Genomic DNA, 17495 nt, shown 5'->3' with positions numbered 1-17495 from the left:
AATGTTTACATATCATTAAAGTAAGCCCTTTACGAAAAAGGAGGATTATAGTGGACTCAATTGCCGAAAAAATTTCAGAATTGCAGGGTTATAAACTCCATGTAATTGAAACAGAAAAGTATAAGACCAATACATTCGTTTGGAGAATGAAGGCTCCTTTAACGAAAGAGGATGTAACCAAGCGTGCCCTTCTTCCGCATGTATTGCAAAGCAGCTCGGCTAAATATTCTTCAACTGCCGCACTACGTTCTTATTTAGATGAGTTATATGGTGCGACTCTTTATGTTGACTTATCTAAAAAAGGTGAATACCATGTGATGAGTGTGAGCCTGGAAATTGCTAACGAGAAATTCTTAAGCGATCCAACCCCGCTTTTACAAAAAGGCTTTGAGTTATTATCTGAAATTTTGACTAAACCGAACACATCAGGAAATGCCTTTGATAAAGGAACTGTCGAAAAGGAAAAGCGCGTCCTCAAATCTCGAATTCAGTCTGTTTACGATGATAAAATGCGTTACTCCAATGTCCGCTTGTTAGAAGAAATGTGCAAAGGCGAACCCTATGCCCTTCAGGTGAATGGAGAAGCTGAAGATGTGGATGCAATCACATCGGAAAATTTGTATGAATATTTTCAAAAGGCGTTCTTAGAAGATGAAATGGACCTTTATGTCATTGGTGATGTGAAGGAAGAGGAAGTAAAACAACTTGCCAGCCAATTACTCCATTTTGAAAACCGGACACCCAAAAAGACCCAAAGGCAAGATAGAACCAATAAAGAAAAAGTGAATGAGGTAAAAGAAACGCAGGATGTGAAACAAGGGAAATTAAATATTGGGTATCGTACAAATATTGTGTATGGAGACCCAGATTATTTTGCCCTTCAAGTATTCAATGGGGTGTTTGGAGGCTTTTCGCACTCTAAGTTGTTTATTAATGTTCGTGAGAAGGCGAGCCTTGCCTATTATGCGGCCAGCCGGCTTGAGAGCCATAAAGGGTTAATGATAGTGGTATCAGGAATTGACCTAAAGAATTACGACCAAGCTGTCGGTATCATTAACGAACAAATGGCTGCTATGCAAAAGGGAGATTTTACTGACCAGGAACTAGAGCAAACCAAGGCGGTTATTCAAAATCAAATTATGGAGACAGTTGATACTGCCCGAGGTTTAACGGAAATTCTTTATCATAATGTGGTTGCGGATGCCAACATTCCTTTGGATACCTGGATTGCTGAAATGAATAAGGTGACAAAAGAAGAAATTGTTGCTGTGGCCAATAAAATCCAATTAGATACCATTTACTTCTTAACGGGAACGGAGGCGGGCAAATAATGGAGAAAATTACTTTTGACCAGCTTCAGGAAGAACTTTTTCATGAAAAAATGTCTAATGGACTAAATGTATATATTCTGCCGAAAAAGGGTTTTAATAAGACCTATGCCACCTTTACAACCAAATACGGATCGGTAGATAATACGTTTGTTCCACTCGGGAAAGACGAGTATGTAAAGGTACCCGATGGTATTGCCCACTTTTTAGAGCATAAACTGTTCGAAAAAGAAGATGGGGATGTGTTCCAGCAGTTCAGCCGCCAGGGAGCATCTGCTAACGCCTTTACATCGTTTACCCGCACGGCTTACTTATTTTCCAGCACGTCTGATGTGGAAAAGAATTTAGAAACATTAATCGATTTTGTCCAAAGCCCTTATTTTTCCGAAAAAACAGTGGAAAAAGAAAAGGGAATCATCGGTCAGGAAATTACCATGTATGATGATAATCCAGATTGGCGGTTGTACTTTGGGCTAATCCAGAACCTTTATCAAAATCACCCGGTGAGTATCGATATTGCAGGCACAATCGAATCCATTGCGGAAATAGATAAAGATTGGCTATATGAGTGTTATAACACCTTCTATCATCCAAGCAACATGCTTTTATTTATTGTCGGCCCGGTTGACCCTGAAAAAATCATGACTCAAGTACGCGATAACCAAGCGAAAAAAGAGTATAAGGATATGCCGGAAATCAAGCGCAGGTTTGAGGAAGAACCACCGCAGGCGGCCGAAAAGAAGCAGGTACTGCAAATGAATGTGCAAACTTCTAAGGTGTTGCTTGGAATCAAGGCGCTCCATGTAGACCAATCAGGTGATGAGCTGCTGAGAAATGAGCTGACGATGAATGTTTTTCTTGATCTATTGTTTGGAAAGAGTTCAGACAATTATAATAAGCTATATGACGAAGGTCTTGTGGATGAAACCTTCTCCTATGACTACACACAGGAACAAGGGTTTGGATTTGCCATGGTCGGTGGTGACACCAGTGAACCTGATAATCTGGCTGACAGGCTGAGAGAAGTGCTTCTGGCTGCCAAACAGACTAGTGGATTTAACGAGGAACAATTAGAAAGAGCCAAGAAGAAGAAAATTGGTGCCTTTTTACGGGCTGTTAACTCGCCTGAATATATAGCCAATCAATTTACAAGGTATGCATTTAATGATATGAACTTATTTGATGTCGTACCAACTCTTGAAAAAATTACCTTAGCGGATGTACAAAAGTTAGCCTCAGAGGTTATTTCAGAGGAACGATTCTCTGTATGCCAAGTTGTACCCAAACAAAAGTAACGTGCTAGAAGCGTCGTATCCCGGCGCTTCTTTGCATGTGGGCTAAACTGGCGGATGTGCGAAGTTTACCGGCGGATTCGGGTTTAAAATGTTTTTAATGAAAGAGTGATGTATGTGAAAAAATATGTATTATTAACGGGAGCAAGCGGAGGAATCGGGCAGGCCATAGCCCTGCATTTGGCTGCAAAAGGATATCATTTATATCTCCATTACAATCAAAACAAACAAACCATTCAAGAATTAATGGAAAAGCTTCAACCCTATGGTGGTGAATACATCCCGATTCAAGCTGATTTTGCCTCAATCAACGGTTACCAAGCGATTGTGCCGCATATTTTTTCTTTAGATGCTATTATCCATTGCGGAGGAAAAAGCCATTATGGACTGCTTGTGGATTTAAAGCAAGACGAAGTACAGGAATTATTCAATATACATGTATTAAATCCATTAATGCTGACAAAAGAATTATTACCGAAATTTTTATCAAAACGTTCAGGGAATATCATTGTTATTACCTCTATTTGGGGTCAGACGGGAGCCGCATGTGAGGTCGCCTATTCCTCCGCAAAAGGTGCACAGATTGCTTTTGTGAAATCACTTAGTAAAGAGGTAGCATTAAACGGTATACGCGTAAATGCGATTGCCCCAGGCGCTGTAGAAACTCCGATGATGGAAGGTTTTACTCCGGAAGAAATGGAGGGGATTTCCTTTGATATTCCAATGGGCAGAATAGCAAAGCCTGAAGAAATTGCTTCATGTGCCGCATTTTTACTGTCTGAAGAGTCTTCTTATATGACAGGACAAGTGCTGGCCGTTAATGGAGGCTGGTATACGTAATTTTCATCAATAGAGATGAATAGTTGGCGGCCCTTCATCGCAAAATAACCTTGTACCATTCTAAAAGGAGGGAACATAATGTCTGTTTTAGAAAACTGGAAACAATGGGAAGACTTTTTAGCGGATCGTCTTCATCATGCACAAAACGAAGGCATGAGCGAAGGTGCTATCGGTAACCTTGCTTTTCAAATTGGTGACTATCTAGCTAACCAAGTTGAACCAAAAAATGAACAGGAAAGAATTCTTGCAGATCTTTGGTCCGTAGCCGACAAACAAGAGCAGCAGGCCATTGCCAATATGATGGTTAAACTTATCTCAAATAATGGCTCAAAATAAGAGAGAGAGGGACCTTTAGGGTCCTCTCTCTTTTCGCATTTTAAAATCATGATCACGCCAGAGGAAAAGATTTTTAATAAATAGTTTTTATTCTTTGTTTTTTCTTTCATCTTCTATCAAAATCATTTATTATAAGGTTTAGACGTGACACTGTAAAAATTTTGTCGAAACTTCTTTTTGGGGGTTTTTATTATGAAAAAAGAATGGTACTTAGAATATGAGATTCAAAAAAACCGCCCAGGTCTTTTGGGTGACATTTCCTCTTTATTAGGGATGCTTTCCATTAATATTGTCACCATTAATGGTGTCAATGAAGGAAGACGAGGGTTATTAATTTTAGCAAAAGATGATGACCAAATAAAACGTCTAGAGTCAATTTTAAATACAATGGACACAATAAAACTAATAAAACTAAGAGAGCCGAAACTGCGTGACAGATTAGCCGTTCGACATGGCCGCTATATTCAGAGGGACGCTGATGATAAGAAAACCTTCCGCTTTGTAAGGGACGAGCTTGGACTATTAGTTGACTTTATGGCAGAATTATTTAAGCAGGAGGGGCATAAACTGATCGGTATTCGGGGGATGCCTCGTGTTGGTAAAACAGAGTCACTCGTTGCGGCAAGTGTTTGTGCCAATAAACGCTGGTTGTTTGTTTCTTCTACTTTATTAAAACAAACCATCCGTAATCAGCTGATTGAGGATGAATATAATGCCAACAATTTATTTATCCTTGATGGAATTGTATCGACTAGACGTGCAAACGAGCGTCATTGGCAGCTTGTCCGGGAAATTATGCGCCTGCCGGCTGTAAAAGTAATAGAGCATCCAGATATTTTTGTACAGAATTCAGAGTATACACTAGACGATTTCGATTATATAATTGAACTTCGTAATGACGCCGATGAAGAAATAACTTACGATGTCGTGGACCAGCATAATATGTTCTCCGGATCTGACTTTGGAGATTTTGATTTTTAATAAATTGGAAGGTGTTACAGGTGACGGAATTAGGGAATCGATTAAAGGAAGCCCGCTTAGCTAAAAATTTAAGCTTAGACGATCTACAAACCATTACCAAAATTCAAAAACGCTATTTAATTGGAATTGAAGAAGGTAATTATGATAGTATGCCCGGGAATTTTTATGTAAGGGCCTTTATTAAGCAATATGCAGAAGCACTAGACTTAAATCCTGATGAAATCTTTGAAACCTATAAAAATGAAATACCGGCTTCACATAATGATGAAATGCATCACTTGTCGAGGGTGAAAACTCACAAATCGATTTCGGACGGGAATTCTAAAATCTTTGATATCCTGCCGAAAGTTTTAATAGGTGTATTTGTCATTGGTGTTGCTAGTGTTTTATATTACTTTGTTGCTAATCATGCGGGTGATGATAAAAACGAAGCGATCAGTAATGATACGCAGCAAGTGAAGCTTGAAAAATCGGATGAGCTTGAAAAAGTTAATGCGAATGAAACTGCAAAAAAAGATACCGCAGAAACTAAAACAGAGGAAAAAGCAGCCGATACAAAAGAGGATACGACACCAGCAGTTGAAACTACTCCAAAGCAGGAATTGACAGCTGTGCAAACTCAGGGGAGAACGACAACTTATGATTTGAAAAATGCGGATAAGTTTGTCATTAAATTAGTTTCAAAAGGACAGACCTGGGTAAGCATTAAAAATGGAAAACAGAAAACCTTTTTCCAAGGCACCCTTATAAAAGGGAAAACTGAAAGTCAAACACAAGATTTATCCGCAGAGAATATGGCAGTTATTAGGGTTGGAAACGCCGCAGATACAGAGATTTATGTGAACGACCAAAAACTAGAGTATGCCATTCCAGCAACAGCAAATGTTCAGAACATCAATATCCAAAAGGTTCTGAAGAATGAATAGTCATCTGCTGATGGCTATTTTTCACTTTTTATTATGATAGGAGAAGAAATTATGAATATACCTAATAGAATAACGGTTTCACGGATCCTTTTAATCCCCTTATTCTTAATTATTATGCTTGTACCTTTTGATTGGGGTGATATGCACCTTCTTGGAGCAGATATGCCCGTTACACATTTTGTGGGGGCTCTTATTTTTATAATAGCTTCATGTACAGACTGGGTGGATGGCTATTATGCCCGCAAATATAACTTGGTAACAAATATGGGGAAATTCCTTGATCCGCTGGCTGATAAATTACTGGTTTCAGCTGCTTTAATCGTTCTTGTTGAACTAAACGATGTTTATAGCCCATCATGGATTGTTATTATAATTATCAGCAGAGAATTTGCTGTGACTGGACTTCGCTTGTTATTGGCAGGTGAGGGAGAGGTTGTGGCTGCGAATATGCTGGGGAAAATTAAGACATGGGCGCAAATTATTGCCATTTCTTCACTACTACTACATAACATTATTTTTGAATTAATTTCGTTTCGATTTGATATTTTAGCCTTATGGGTAGCGATGTTCTTTACCATCTGGTCTGGCTGGGATTATTTCGCCAAAAACAGCCACGTATTAAAAAATTCAAAGTAGATAGGCTGTAAGTTATTGATAAGGGGTGACTGGGACATGAAAAATGCTGAGATTATTGCGGTTGGTTCTGAGTTGTTACTAGGGCAAATTGTGAATACCAATGCTCGGTTTATTTCACAACAATTAGCCGATTTAGGAATTAACGTTTATTTTCATACGGTTGTAGGGGACAATCCTGACAGGCTCCTTTCTGCTATTAAAACGGCAGAAATGCGGGCTAACGTGATTATTTTTACAGGTGGCCTTGGTCCGACCAAGGATGATTTAACTAAAGAGACCATTGCCCGTCACCTTGGAAAAAATCTTGTGATTGACCAAACGGCATTGGATTCGATTGAGGCGTATTTTACACGAACTAATCGGGTAATGACGGAAAATAATCGGAAACAGGCATTGGTATTAGAAGGGTCACACATCCTGCCAAATGATCACGGGATGGCCCCTGGAATGATGCTTGAAACAAAAGGAAGCACCTATATGCTCCTACCAGGTCCTCCTAAGGAAATGGAACCGATGTTTCGTGATTATGGGTGCCAGGCACTCGCTTCTAAAGATGCCTCCAATGAAAAAATTGTTTCCCGGGTGCTGCGCTTTTTTGGCATTGGGGAAGCGGCGCTGGAAACGGAGATTATTGATCTGATTGATGCCCAAAGCAATCCAACGATTGCCCCGCTTGCCGGTGATGGGGAGGTAACGCTGCGACTGACAGCTAAACATGTTAATGAGGGTACCGCTCAATCCATGCTGGATGATGTAGAACGCTCGATCAGACAGCGGGTGGGTCAGTATATTTATGGGTATGATCATACGTCACTGTTAGCCGAGTTAACGAAAGTTTTGAAAGAGAGCAAACTAACGATTACTGCTGCAGAGAGTTTGACAGGGGGCATGTTCCAGAAGGAGTTAACTTCTGTAGCTGGTGCAAGTTCTGTGTTTAAGGGCGGAGTCGTATGTTATTCGAATGAAGTGAAGAATAAGATTTTGCAAGTGAAACAGGAAACTCTTGAGAGTGACGGGGCTGTGAGTGAACAGTGTGCGTTAGAGCTTGCAGAAAATTCGGCTGCATTGATGGGTGCTGATGTTGGTGTTAGTTTCACTGGTGTTGCTGGTCCGGATGAGTTAGAAGGTAAGCCGGTAGGTACTGTATATATTGGTGTGGCTATGAAGGGAAGGCCAACGGTGGTTGAAAAGCTTAATCTCGGCGGAACAAGGGAAGCCATCCGCAACCGTGCGGTGAAATATGGATGTTATTTTGCTTTGCGGAATTTGAAAGGATCACAGAATGCTGAATAGTGTTCTGTGATTTTTTTTTGTTGGTGCAGTAGTTTACGTTATGTTCGATTTTTACAGAACGACGACCCTATTAGACAGTTTTATAGTGTGTTTTGAATTTCTGTCTAATAGTGGTACTTCTATTGGACACTTGACCATGAGTATAAAAGGATGTTGTCTAATAGGGGAGTTCTAATGGACACTTGATGTTGAGTATAGAAGGATGTTGTCTAATAGGGCAGTTCTAATGGACACTTGATGTTGAGTATAGAAGGATATTGACTAATAGGGCAGTTCTAATGGACACTTGCCGTTGAGTATAAAGGGATAGAGCAGTTCTAATGGACACTTCACCTCAAGCACAAGAGAGTATTGTCCCATAGGATTATTAACGACGGTTTGCAAAAGCTAATCTAAATCTTCTTTATACTAAAGTGATAGAAGTTTGAGTTTTCAGATATAAAGGGAATATAAAATTATGTACTTGTTTTTACGAGTAGAAAGACAAAAATAGGGTGAATATAGTTGTTTTCCTAGTAGAAATTGTTAATATATTCGTCGAATAAATGTTCGCCTTTTTACTCGACAAATAGAATAAAAGAAGGTATAGTAATTATAGGATTTAAATTCATAGACTTACACGCAATTATTAATTTTTTTATATAGAGGAGGAACTATTTGTGAGTGACCGTAAGGCCGCCTTAGAAATGGCGTTAAAGCAAATAGAAAAACAATTCGGTAAAGGCTCCATCATGAAGATGGGAGAACAAACCGAAACAAGAATATCAACTGCTCCGAGCGGCTCCTTAGCACTTGATGCGGCACTTGGAGTAGGTGGATACCCAAGAGGACGTATTATCGAGATCTACGGACCGGAATCATCTGGTAAAACAACCGTTGCCCTTCATGCGATCGCAGAAGTACAAGCAAAAGGCGGACAAGCAGCGTTTATCGATGCCGAGCACGCACTTGATCCAACATATGCACAAAAACTTGGCGTAAACATTGATGAATTACTATTATCACAGCCTGACACTGGTGAACAAGCCCTTGAAATCGCTGAAGCTCTAGTACGAAGCGGTGCAGTCGATATTATTGTTATCGACTCTGTTGCAGCCCTAGTACCGAAAGCAGAAATCGAAGGTGAGATGGGTGACGCTCACGTAGGTTTACAAGCCCGCTTAATGTCACAAGCCCTTCGTAAACTATCAGGTGCCATCAATAAATCCAAAACAATCGCAGTCTTCATTAACCAGATTCGTGAAAAAGTTGGAGTTATGTTCGGGAACCCTGAGACAACTCCTGGTGGCCGTGCATTAAAGTTCTATTCCACTATTCGTCTTGAAGTACGCCGTGCTGAAACCTTAAAACAAGGCACTGACATGGTTGGTAACAAGACAAGAATTAAAGTCGTAAAGAACAAAGTAGCTCCGCCATTCCGTACGGCTGAAGTCGATATAATGTATGGAGAAGGTATCTCTAAAGAGGGCGAAATCATCGATTTAGGCTCTGAACTAGATATCGTTCAAAAAAGCGGCTCATGGTATTCTTATAACGATGAAAGACTAGGCCAAGGCCGTGAGAATGCAAAATTATTCCTAAAAGAGAATCCTGATCTTCGTCAAGAAATCCACCAAAAAATCCGTGACCATTACGGTTTAGATGGTGATAAAGTAGTAACGGAAACAGAGGACGAAGAACAGATCGATTTATTAGATTAATTCATAATAGAGCAAAGCCTGTAACAAGGTTTTGCTTTTTTAGTAAAAAACGAATAAATATTCATAGAAATCAATAAAAATTCACACCAAACATAGTGAACTATTTATTTTATATTAGGAAATTCTAAATATTTGAAAAAGCTAATCGGACAAAGCCTTGACAATAAATATTCACCGCTTTACAATTAACATGTATATTTTACATTTTTGGAAATATTACATTGCGAAAAGCCTTGGTGCTTGCTGTATATTGAGTCTAAACAATGTACATGCCGACACTTAAAAAAAAGAACAAAAGTTCATAGCAAGAGGAGGTGTAACGATTGGATATAATTACGATCATCTCCATTTTGCTTGGCCTTATCGTCGGTGCCGTTGTTGGCTATTTTGTTCATAAATCCATTGCTGATGCAAAAGTAGCAGGTGCAAAGAATGCTGCAGAGCAGATTCTTGAAGATGCCAAACGTGATGCGGATTCAATGAAAAAAGAAGCTTTGCTTGAAGCAAAGGATGAAATTCACAAGCTTCGAACTGAAGCTGAACGTGAGGTTCGTGAACGAAGAAATGAAATGCAAAAACAAGAAAACCGTTTACTGCAAAGAGAAGAGAATTTAGATCGAAAAGAGGAAACGTTAAACAAGCGTGAAAATCTTTTAGAAAAGAAGGATGATTCTCTAAACCAAAGACAACAGCATATTGAAGAGATGGAAAGCAAAGTGGACGAGTTGGTACGAAAACAACAAACTGAACTCGAACGAATTTCGAGCTTAACACGCGAGGAAGCAAAAGCAATCATTGTCGACAAAATGGAGCAAGAGCTTACCCATGATACAGCGATAATGATTAAAGAAAGTGAAAACCGCGCGAAAGAGGAAGCCGACAAGAAAGCGAAGGAAATTCTTTCCTTAGCTATCCAGCGTTGCGCTGCTGACCATGTTGCGGAAACGACTGTCTCTGTCGTCAACCTGCCAAATGACGAAATGAAAGGCCGTATTATCGGTCGTGAAGGAAGAAACATTCGTACACTTGAAACATTAACAGGAATTGATTTGATTATTGATGACACTCCTGAAGCTGTCATTCTATCAGGCTTCGATCCTATCCGGAGAGAAACGGCTCGTTTAGCATTAGAAAAGCTAGTACAAGACGGACGGATTCATCCAGCAAGGATTGAAGAAATGGTTGAAAAATCTCGCCGTGAAGTGGATGAGTATATCCGTGAAGTCGGAGAGCAGACAACCTTTGAAGTGGGGGTCCACGGATTACACCCGGATCTAATCAAAATTCTTGGCCGCTTGAAATTCCGTACCAGTTATGGCCAGAATGTTCTTAAGCATTCGATGGAAGTGGCACAGCTTTCAGGCTTATTGGCCGCTGAACTTGGCCAGGATGAAACACTTGCCCGCCGTGCAGGACTGCTTCATGACATCGGTAAGGCAATTGACCATGAGGTAGAAGGAAGCCATGTGGAAATCGGGGTAGAACTTGCAACCAAATACAAGGAACACCCAGTTGTAATCAATAGTATTGCTTCTCACCATGGGGATACAGAGCCAACGTCTACCATTGCCGTCCTTGTTGCAGCAGCAGATGCCCTATCCGCCGCTAGACCTGGAGCGCGCAGTGAAACGCTTGAAAACTATATCCGCCGGCTTGAAAAGCTTGAGGAGATTTCAGAGTCCTATGAGGGCGTCGAAAAATCATTTGCTATACAAGCAGGTAGAGAAGTTCGTATTATTGTAAGGCCAGATGCAATTGATGATCTTGCTGCCCATCGATTAGCACGTGATATACGTAAACGAATCGAAGAGGAACTTGATTATCCTGGACATATTAAAGTGACAGTCATCCGTGAAACACGGGCTGTTGAATATGCAAAATAAAGCGGTGCGCATGCACTGCTTTATTTTTTTGCCAGCTAACCTGGGATTAAACAAGTCCCAGATGTGATACAATTTAAACAAATACCTATTTTGCATGATGAAAGGGAATAAAATGAATCTACTTTTTATTGGTGATGTTGTAGGCTCACCAGGCCGAGAGATGGTCAAAGAATATTTGCCCAAATTAAAAGAGAAATATCGACCACATTTTACGATTATAAATGGTGAAAATGCCGCAGGTGGTAAAGGGATTACAGAAAAAATCTACCGGGAGTTTTTGAGCCAGGGTGCTCAGGCAATTACGCTTGGCAACCATGCATGGGATAACCGGGAGATTTTTGGGTTTATTGATTCAGCTAAAAACATGGTAAGACCCGCGAATTTCCCCGGAGGAACACCCGGGAAGGGCTTGGCATTTTTTAAAGTAAATGAACTCGAGATCGCCGTTATTAATCTTCAAGGCCGCACGTTTATGGCCCCATTGGATTGTCCTTTTCGAAAGGCGGATGAACTCGTCAAAATAGCGAGGGAAAGAACGCCATTTATTTTTGTGGACTTTCATGCGGAAGTGACAAGTGAGAAACAGGCAATGGGCTGGTATTTAGATGGAAGGGTATCCGCTGTTGTCGGGACTCATACACATGTTCAAACAGCCGACAACCGAGTGTTGCCTGGCGGAACTGGCTATCTATCTGACGTAGGCATGACAGGCCCTTACGACGGTATTCTAGGCGTGGACCGAGAGGCAGTATTAAAAAGATTCCTTACCAGCCTTCCAGTAAGATTTGAAGTGCCGACCAGTGGAAGAAATCAGCTCAGTGCGGTTTATATAGAATTAGACAGGAAAACCGGGGTTACGAAAAAAATAGTTCCAATCCTAATCAATGACGATCATCCGTTTTATAGTTAAGAAAACTTCCCTAGCTGGGAAGTTTTTTTATCGTCTAATCTGAAATAACCAACATTTTAAAGAATGTCCCATTAAAAATTGTTTTTTTTGTGCGAATATACTGGCTTTTTTCGTCCAAGCCGGAATATGTCTTTTCACCTCTGAATATAGTAGCAGTGGAATGTTATAACCTGATTGGTTCATGAAATGATCATGCGGGATCGGGATTTTTCTAAGGGGGAGCTAGGAATGGAAATATTAAAAGTTTCAGCAAAATCTAATCCTAATTCTGTAGCTGGTGCACTTGCCGGAGTTCTGCGTGAAAGAGGTGCAGCAGAAATACAGGCAATTGGCGCGGGTGCATTGAATCAAGCCGTAAAGGCAGTAGCGATTGCAAGAGGATTTGTAGCACCTAGCGGAGTTGATTTGATCTGTGTCCCTGCGTTTACTGATATTCTAATTGACGGGGAAGAACGCACAGCGATCAAGCTTATTGTTGAGCCCAGATGAAAGAGAAAGTGAAAGGTTTATAAACGTCAAAGAATAGCACAAACTTACCTGCTTAGGGTTTATTCCAAGCAGGTTTTTATATTTTTGGAATGAAAAATGTGTTATAAAATATTTATATAATGCTATTCTGCTATATAACAAATATCAAAATTGAATAATAAAAAAATAAGAATAAGTTATTAGAGTGCATATAAAATCTATAATTTAACTGAATTTTCCTAAATGTTTTATAGTAATTTTGTAATAATAAAAAAATATTCATATTTTAGACAATAATTCGAGCCAAAGGGTTGCAATTTCCAGTACATAGGTCTAGAATTGTAAGCGTTTAGTACATATTCTCAATTCTGATTATTTAGTCTTTATTGCGTTTTCATAGGCTAATTTCTAGTGAATTACTTGGAATTGTGCTATAATAAAAATTAGTTAGACTATACTTATTTTTACATATCCAAAGGGGTGTAAGGGAATGATCAATCAACTTTCGTGGAAAGTTGGCGGACAACAAGGGGAAGGTATTGAAAGTACTGGGGAAATCTTTGCTATCGCACTGAATCGCCTAGGATATTACTTGTATGGTTATCGTCACTTTTCATCACGTATTAAAGGCGGTCATACAAATAATAAAATCAGAGTAAGTACAACTGAGGTTCGCTCTATTTCTGATGACCTTGATATCCTTGTAGCATTCGACCAAGAAACTATTGACGTTAACTACCAAGAGCTGCACAGCAATGGAGTCATTCTAGCTGATGCAAAATTCAATCCAAAAAAACCAGAAGACACTGAAGCCTCCTTGTATGCGGTTCCATTCACTGAAATTGCTACGGAACTCGGGACTTCCTTAATGAAGAACATGGTTGCCATCGGAGCTACCTCTGCTGTTCTAGATTTGGATATTCAAGTTTTTGAAGTAGTAGTTCGAGAGATTTTCGGTAAAAAAGGTGATAAAGTCGTAGCTAAAAACATGGATGCGATAAAAGCAGGCTTCGATTATATGAAAGAGAAAATGGATGCAGTACCGACAATGGTACTTGAAAAAGCAGACGGCAAACACCGTATGTATATGATTGGAAATGATGCAATTGCATTAGGTGCTATGGCTGGCGGATGTCGTTTCATGGCAGCATATCCTATTACACCTGCTTCTGATATTATGGAATATTTAATTAAGAAATTACCTGCAGTAGGCGGAACAGTAATTCAAACGGAAGATGAAATCGCAGCTGCTACAATGACTATTGGTGCAAGCTACGGCGGTATCCGCGCGCTAACCGCATCATCCGGCCCTGGATTATCATTGAAGATGGAAGCAATTGGACTAGCAGGTATTACAGAAACTCCGCTAGTTATCGTTGATACACAACGTGGAGGTCCTTCTACAGGATTACCAACAAAGCAGGAACAATCTGACTTAATGGCAATGATTTACGGAACACATGGAGAAATTCCTAAAATCGTTTTAGCGCCAAGTACAGTTCAAGAAGCTTTCTATGACACGGCAGAAGCTTTTAACCTTGCGGAAGAGTATCAATGTCCAGTTATTGTGCTATCTGACCTTCAATTATCACTAGGTAAACAAACTGTTGAACCTTTGGATGTTTCTAAAGTGGAAATTAGACGTGGGAAGCTAGTGGCACAAGAGCTTCCGGAAATTGAAAATAAAGGCTATTTCAAGCGTTATGAAGTAACTGAAGATGGAGTATCACCTCGTTCGATTCCTGGTATGAAAAACGGAATCCACCACGTTACTGGTGTTGAACATGCTGAAACTGGTAAGCCATCAGAATCATCAACAAACCGGATTGCGCAAATGGATAAACGGTTCCGTAAAGTGGAAAACATTCGCTTTAATACACCGGTTTATAAAAATGCACCACATGAAAATCCAGATTTATTAATTGTAGGATTCAACTCTACCCGCGGTGCAATTGAAGAGGCGATGGGTCGTTTAGAGAAGGATGGTTTGAAAGTAAATCATGCCCAAATTCGTCTAATTCATCCATTCCCATCTGACGAAGTTCTTCCATTAGTTCAGGCTGCGAAAAAAGTCATCGTGGTTGAAAACAATGCGACAGGACAGTTAGCAAACATTATGAAAATGAATATTGGTCATGCTGAGAAAATCACAAAGTATGTTAAATATGATGGTAATCCATTCCTACCTCACGAAGTTCATTCAAAATGTAAGGAGTTGTTCTAAGTGGCCACTTTTAAAGACTTTAGAAATGATGTTAAACCGAACTGGTGCCCTGGTTGTGGCGACTTCTCCGTACAGGCAGCAATGCAGCGTGCAGCAGCAAATTGTGGTTTAGAACCAGAAAACTTAGCCGTTATTTCAGGGATCGGCTGTTCTGGACGTATCTCTGGTTATATTAATGCCTATGGTTTCCATGGAATACATGGACGTTCGCTTCCAATTGCTCAAGGTGTAAAAATGGCTAACCGTGATCTAACAGTTATCGCTTCTGGTGGTGACGGTGATGGATATGCGATTGGTATGGGACATACCGTTCATGCGATTCGTCGTAACCTTGACATTACTTATATTGTAATGGATAACCAAATTTATGGATTAACAAAGGGACAAACGTCTCCACGTTCGGCAGTAGGTTTTAAAACTAAATCTACACCGATGGGATCCATTGAACAAGCGATTTCTCCAATGGAAATGGCATTAACTGTTGGAGCTTCATTTGTCGCTCAAAGTTTCTCTACAGATCTAAAAGATCTTACAGCACTCATTGAAGCTGGAATTAAACATAAAGGTTTCTCCTTAATCAACGTTTTCAGTCCATGTGTAACTTATAACAAAGTCAACACTTATGACTGGTTTAAGGAAAATCTAACAAAACTAAGTACAATTGAAGGATATGACCCTTCTAATCGTGAACAAGCGATGCAGACATTGATGAAGCATAACGGTTTAGTTACCGGTCTCATTTATCAAGATACACAGCGTCCTTCTTACCAAGAATTAATTGCAGGGTACTCAGAAGAACCATTAACAAAGGCTGAATTAAACCTTGATCAAGCACACTTTGATAAATTAGTTGCTGAATTTATGTAATATTAGATTAAACCCGTGGAGTGTAATCCACGGGTTTTTCTTCGTAACATAGAGGTATTACTAACTGAAATCTATTCAATCATAGCTCTCTTTGGCTGCTATTAAATCCATACATAGGATGACAGGGATTACTATTGTTTTCACTCAGGCAAACCTTTATACTATAATAATGTGCGGACTTATCTTTAAAGCACAGGTAATAAATAACAATTGGAAAATTAATAGACGTTCAAGGTTATTTTTTAGAAAGGGGACTATTGAACAAATGAATGAAAAACAAAGATTAGAAGGACAGCAAGTAGATACTGTTAATTCTTCGGACAAAAAATCCGCCAAGGATTACAGCAAATACTTCGAAAAAGTCATCACGGCTCCTTCTCTAAAAGATGCGAAAAAACGCGGGAAAGAAGAAGTAAAGTACCATACTGACTTTGCAATTCCTGAAGAATTTCGTGGAATGGGTGAAGGTCGTAAATTCTACATCCGTACGTATGGCTGCCAGATGAATGAGCACGATACAGAAGTGATGGCAGGGATTTTCCTTGCATTAGGCTATGAACCAACCGACAACACAGAAGATGCGAATGTCATTCTTCTAAATACATGTGCTATCCGTGAAAATGCGGAAAACAAAGTATTCGGTGAGCTTGGACATTTAAAAGCTCTTAAACTGGAAAAGCCAGATCTGCTTCTAGGTGTTTGCGGCTGTATGTCACAAGAAGAATCGGTTGTTAACAAAATCTTAAAAACGTATCACCAAGTAGATATGATTTTTGGTACACACAATATCCACCGCCTTCCAAACATTTTAAATGAAGCATACATGTCAAAAGAAATGGTTGTCGAAGTATGGTCAAAAGAAGGCGACGTTATTGAAAATCTTCCAAAGGTCCGCCGCGGTAAAATTAAAGCGTGGGTTAACATTATGTACGGTTGTGATAAATTCTGTACTTATTGTATCGTTCCATACACGCGTGGTAAGGAACGCAGCCGCCTGCCTGAAGAAATCATCCAGGAAGTACGCCATTTAGCTGCACAGGGCTATCAGGAAGTTACCTTATTAGGTCAAAATGTAAATGCCTATGGTAAAGACCTAGAAGGAATGAACTATGGTCTTGGCGACCTAATGGATGAATTACGTAAGATTGATATTCCGAGAATTCGCTTCACTACGAGCCATCCTCGTGACTTTGATGACCGTCTGATTGAAATACTGGCTAAAGGCGGTAACTTAATGGATCATATCCATTTACCGGTCCAATCTGGTTCAACTGACGTGTTAAAAATTATGGCTCGGAAATATACAAGAGAACAATATTTAGAGCTAGTTAGAAAAATTAAGGCGGCTATCCCTAATGTTGCTCTTACAACTGATATCATTGTCGGCTACCCTAATGAGACGGATGAACAGTTTGAAGAAACGATGTCATTATACCGTGAAGTTGGTTACGAATTAGCGTATACGTTCATTTATTCACCACGTGAAGGTACACCTGCGGCAAAAATGGAGGATAACGTTCCATTAGAAGTGAAGAAAGAACGTCTTCAACGTTTAAATAACTTGGTAAATGAACTGTCTTTAGAAGCAATGAAAAAGCATGTAGGCCAAACAGTTGATGTTCTTATTGAAGGTGAAAGTAAGAACAATCCAGACGTCCTTGCAGGCTACACTTCTCGAAGCAAGCTTGTAAACGTTGTAGCACCACAATCAGCCATTGGTAAGATTATTAAAGTAAAGATTACAGATGCAAAAACATGGTCATTAAATGGAGAAATGGTGGAAGAATTAGAACCAGTTGAGGTGAAATAAG

General features: G+C 39.7%; 15 protein-coding genes. All 15 read left to right on the top strand.

What is annotated here, in order from left to right:
- Positions 1–50: 50 nt before the first annotated feature.
- Entirely contained in the window at positions 51–1331 is a 1281-nt protein-coding gene (yfmF, locus tag GXK58_RS03550; protein ID WP_160719922.1) for an EF-P 5-aminopentanol modification-associated protein YfmF, read from the top strand.
- Positions 1331–2623 carry an EF-P 5-aminopentanol modification-associated protein YfmH gene (yfmH, locus tag GXK58_RS03545; RefSeq protein WP_160719920.1) on the top strand — a complete coding sequence of 431 codons (1293 nt, stop codon included), beginning with the start codon at positions 1331–1333 and terminating at the stop codon, positions 2621–2623. The genes yfmF and yfmH overlap by 1 nt, the downstream gene beginning before the upstream one ends.
- A gap of 114 nt (positions 2624–2737) precedes the next feature.
- On the top strand, positions 2738–3460 hold the full coding sequence (gene ymfI / locus GXK58_RS03540; RefSeq protein WP_160719919.1) for an elongation factor P 5-aminopentanone reductase: 723 nt from the start codon (positions 2738–2740) through the stop codon (positions 3458–3460).
- A gap of 78 nt (positions 3461–3538) precedes the next feature.
- A complete protein-coding gene (locus tag GXK58_RS03535; RefSeq protein WP_160719917.1) occupies positions 3539–3796 on the top strand; it encodes a DUF3243 domain-containing protein in 258 nt (85 codons plus the stop codon).
- A 189-nt stretch (positions 3797–3985) separates the two neighbouring features.
- Positions 3986–4777 (top strand): DUF3388 domain-containing protein, encoded by a 792-nt coding sequence (locus tag GXK58_RS03530; RefSeq protein WP_160720847.1) that lies wholly within the window; start codon positions 3986–3988, stop codon positions 4775–4777.
- Positions 4778–4797: 20 nt separating this feature from the next.
- A complete protein-coding gene (locus tag GXK58_RS03525) occupies positions 4798–5703 on the top strand; it encodes a helix-turn-helix domain-containing protein (RefSeq protein ID WP_160719916.1) in 906 nt (301 codons plus the stop codon).
- Positions 5704–5754: 51 nt separating this feature from the next.
- On the top strand, positions 5755–6339 hold the full coding sequence (pgsA, locus tag GXK58_RS03520; protein WP_160719914.1) for a CDP-diacylglycerol--glycerol-3-phosphate 3-phosphatidyltransferase: 585 nt from the start codon (positions 5755–5757) through the stop codon (positions 6337–6339).
- Between the two features lie 36 nt (positions 6340–6375).
- Positions 6376–7632, top strand: coding sequence for a competence/damage-inducible protein A (locus tag GXK58_RS03515; protein WP_160719913.1), 1257 nt, complete (start codon positions 6376–6378; stop codon positions 7630–7632).
- Between the two features lie 659 nt (positions 7633–8291).
- Positions 8292–9332, top strand: a complete 1041-nt coding sequence (recA, locus tag GXK58_RS03510; protein ID WP_160719911.1) for a recombinase RecA — start codon at positions 8292–8294, stop codon at positions 9330–9332.
- Between the two features lie 323 nt (positions 9333–9655).
- Entirely contained in the window at positions 9656–11215 is a 1560-nt protein-coding gene (gene rny / locus GXK58_RS03505) for a ribonuclease Y (protein WP_160719910.1), read from the top strand.
- 112 nt (positions 11216–11327) lie between these two features.
- On the top strand, positions 11328–12125 hold the full coding sequence (locus GXK58_RS03500) for a TIGR00282 family metallophosphoesterase (protein ID WP_160719908.1): 798 nt from the start codon (positions 11328–11330) through the stop codon (positions 12123–12125).
- A 228-nt stretch (positions 12126–12353) separates the two neighbouring features.
- Positions 12354–12614: a stage V sporulation protein SpoVS gene (gene spoVS, locus GXK58_RS03495; RefSeq protein ID WP_038541258.1), complete on the top strand. Its 261-nt coding sequence runs from the start codon at positions 12354–12356 to the stop codon at positions 12612–12614.
- Between the two features lie 469 nt (positions 12615–13083).
- Positions 13084–14817, top strand: coding sequence for a 2-oxoacid:acceptor oxidoreductase subunit alpha (locus GXK58_RS03490; RefSeq protein WP_160719907.1), 1734 nt, complete (start codon positions 13084–13086; stop codon positions 14815–14817).
- On the top strand, positions 14818–15684 hold the full coding sequence (locus GXK58_RS03485; protein ID WP_160719905.1) for a 2-oxoacid:ferredoxin oxidoreductase subunit beta: 867 nt from the start codon (positions 14818–14820) through the stop codon (positions 15682–15684).
- A gap of 265 nt (positions 15685–15949) precedes the next feature.
- On the top strand, positions 15950–17494 hold the full coding sequence (miaB, locus tag GXK58_RS03480; RefSeq protein ID WP_160719904.1) for a tRNA (N6-isopentenyl adenosine(37)-C2)-methylthiotransferase MiaB: 1545 nt from the start codon (positions 15950–15952) through the stop codon (positions 17492–17494).
- Position 17495: the final 1 nt, after the last annotated feature.

This window comes from Bacillus sp. USDA818B3_A (assembly GCF_009928415.1).
GTDB lineage: Bacteria > Bacillota > Bacilli > Bacillales > Cytobacillaceae > Neobacillus.
The sequence above is the reverse complement of the archived record's forward strand: the minus strand, read 5'-3'. Positions and strand labels throughout refer to the sequence as shown.

What these genes read in the sequence shown, in the direction of transcription:
- yfmH (WP_160719920.1), top strand. Translation starts at nt 1,331, where the DNA reads ATGGAGAAAATTACTTTTGACCAGCTTCAGGAAGAACTTTTTCATGAA.
- GXK58_RS03535 (WP_160719917.1), top strand. Translation starts at nt 3,539, where the DNA reads ATGTCTGTTTTAGAAAACTGGAAACAATGGGAAGACTTTTTAGCGGAT.
- pgsA (WP_160719914.1), top strand. Translation starts at nt 5,755, where the DNA reads ATGAATATACCTAATAGAATAACGGTTTCACGGATCCTTTTAATCCCC.
- GXK58_RS03515 (WP_160719913.1), top strand. Translation starts at nt 6,376, where the DNA reads ATGAAAAATGCTGAGATTATTGCGGTTGGTTCTGAGTTGTTACTAGGG.
- GXK58_RS03500 (WP_160719908.1), top strand. Translation starts at nt 11,328, where the DNA reads ATGAATCTACTTTTTATTGGTGATGTTGTAGGCTCACCAGGCCGAGAG.
- spoVS (WP_038541258.1), top strand. Translation starts at nt 12,354, where the DNA reads ATGGAAATATTAAAAGTTTCAGCAAAATCTAATCCTAATTCTGTAGCT.
- GXK58_RS03490 (WP_160719907.1), top strand. Translation starts at nt 13,084, where the DNA reads ATGATCAATCAACTTTCGTGGAAAGTTGGCGGACAACAAGGGGAAGGT.
- miaB (WP_160719904.1), top strand. Translation starts at nt 15,950, where the DNA reads ATGAATGAAAAACAAAGATTAGAAGGACAGCAAGTAGATACTGTTAAT.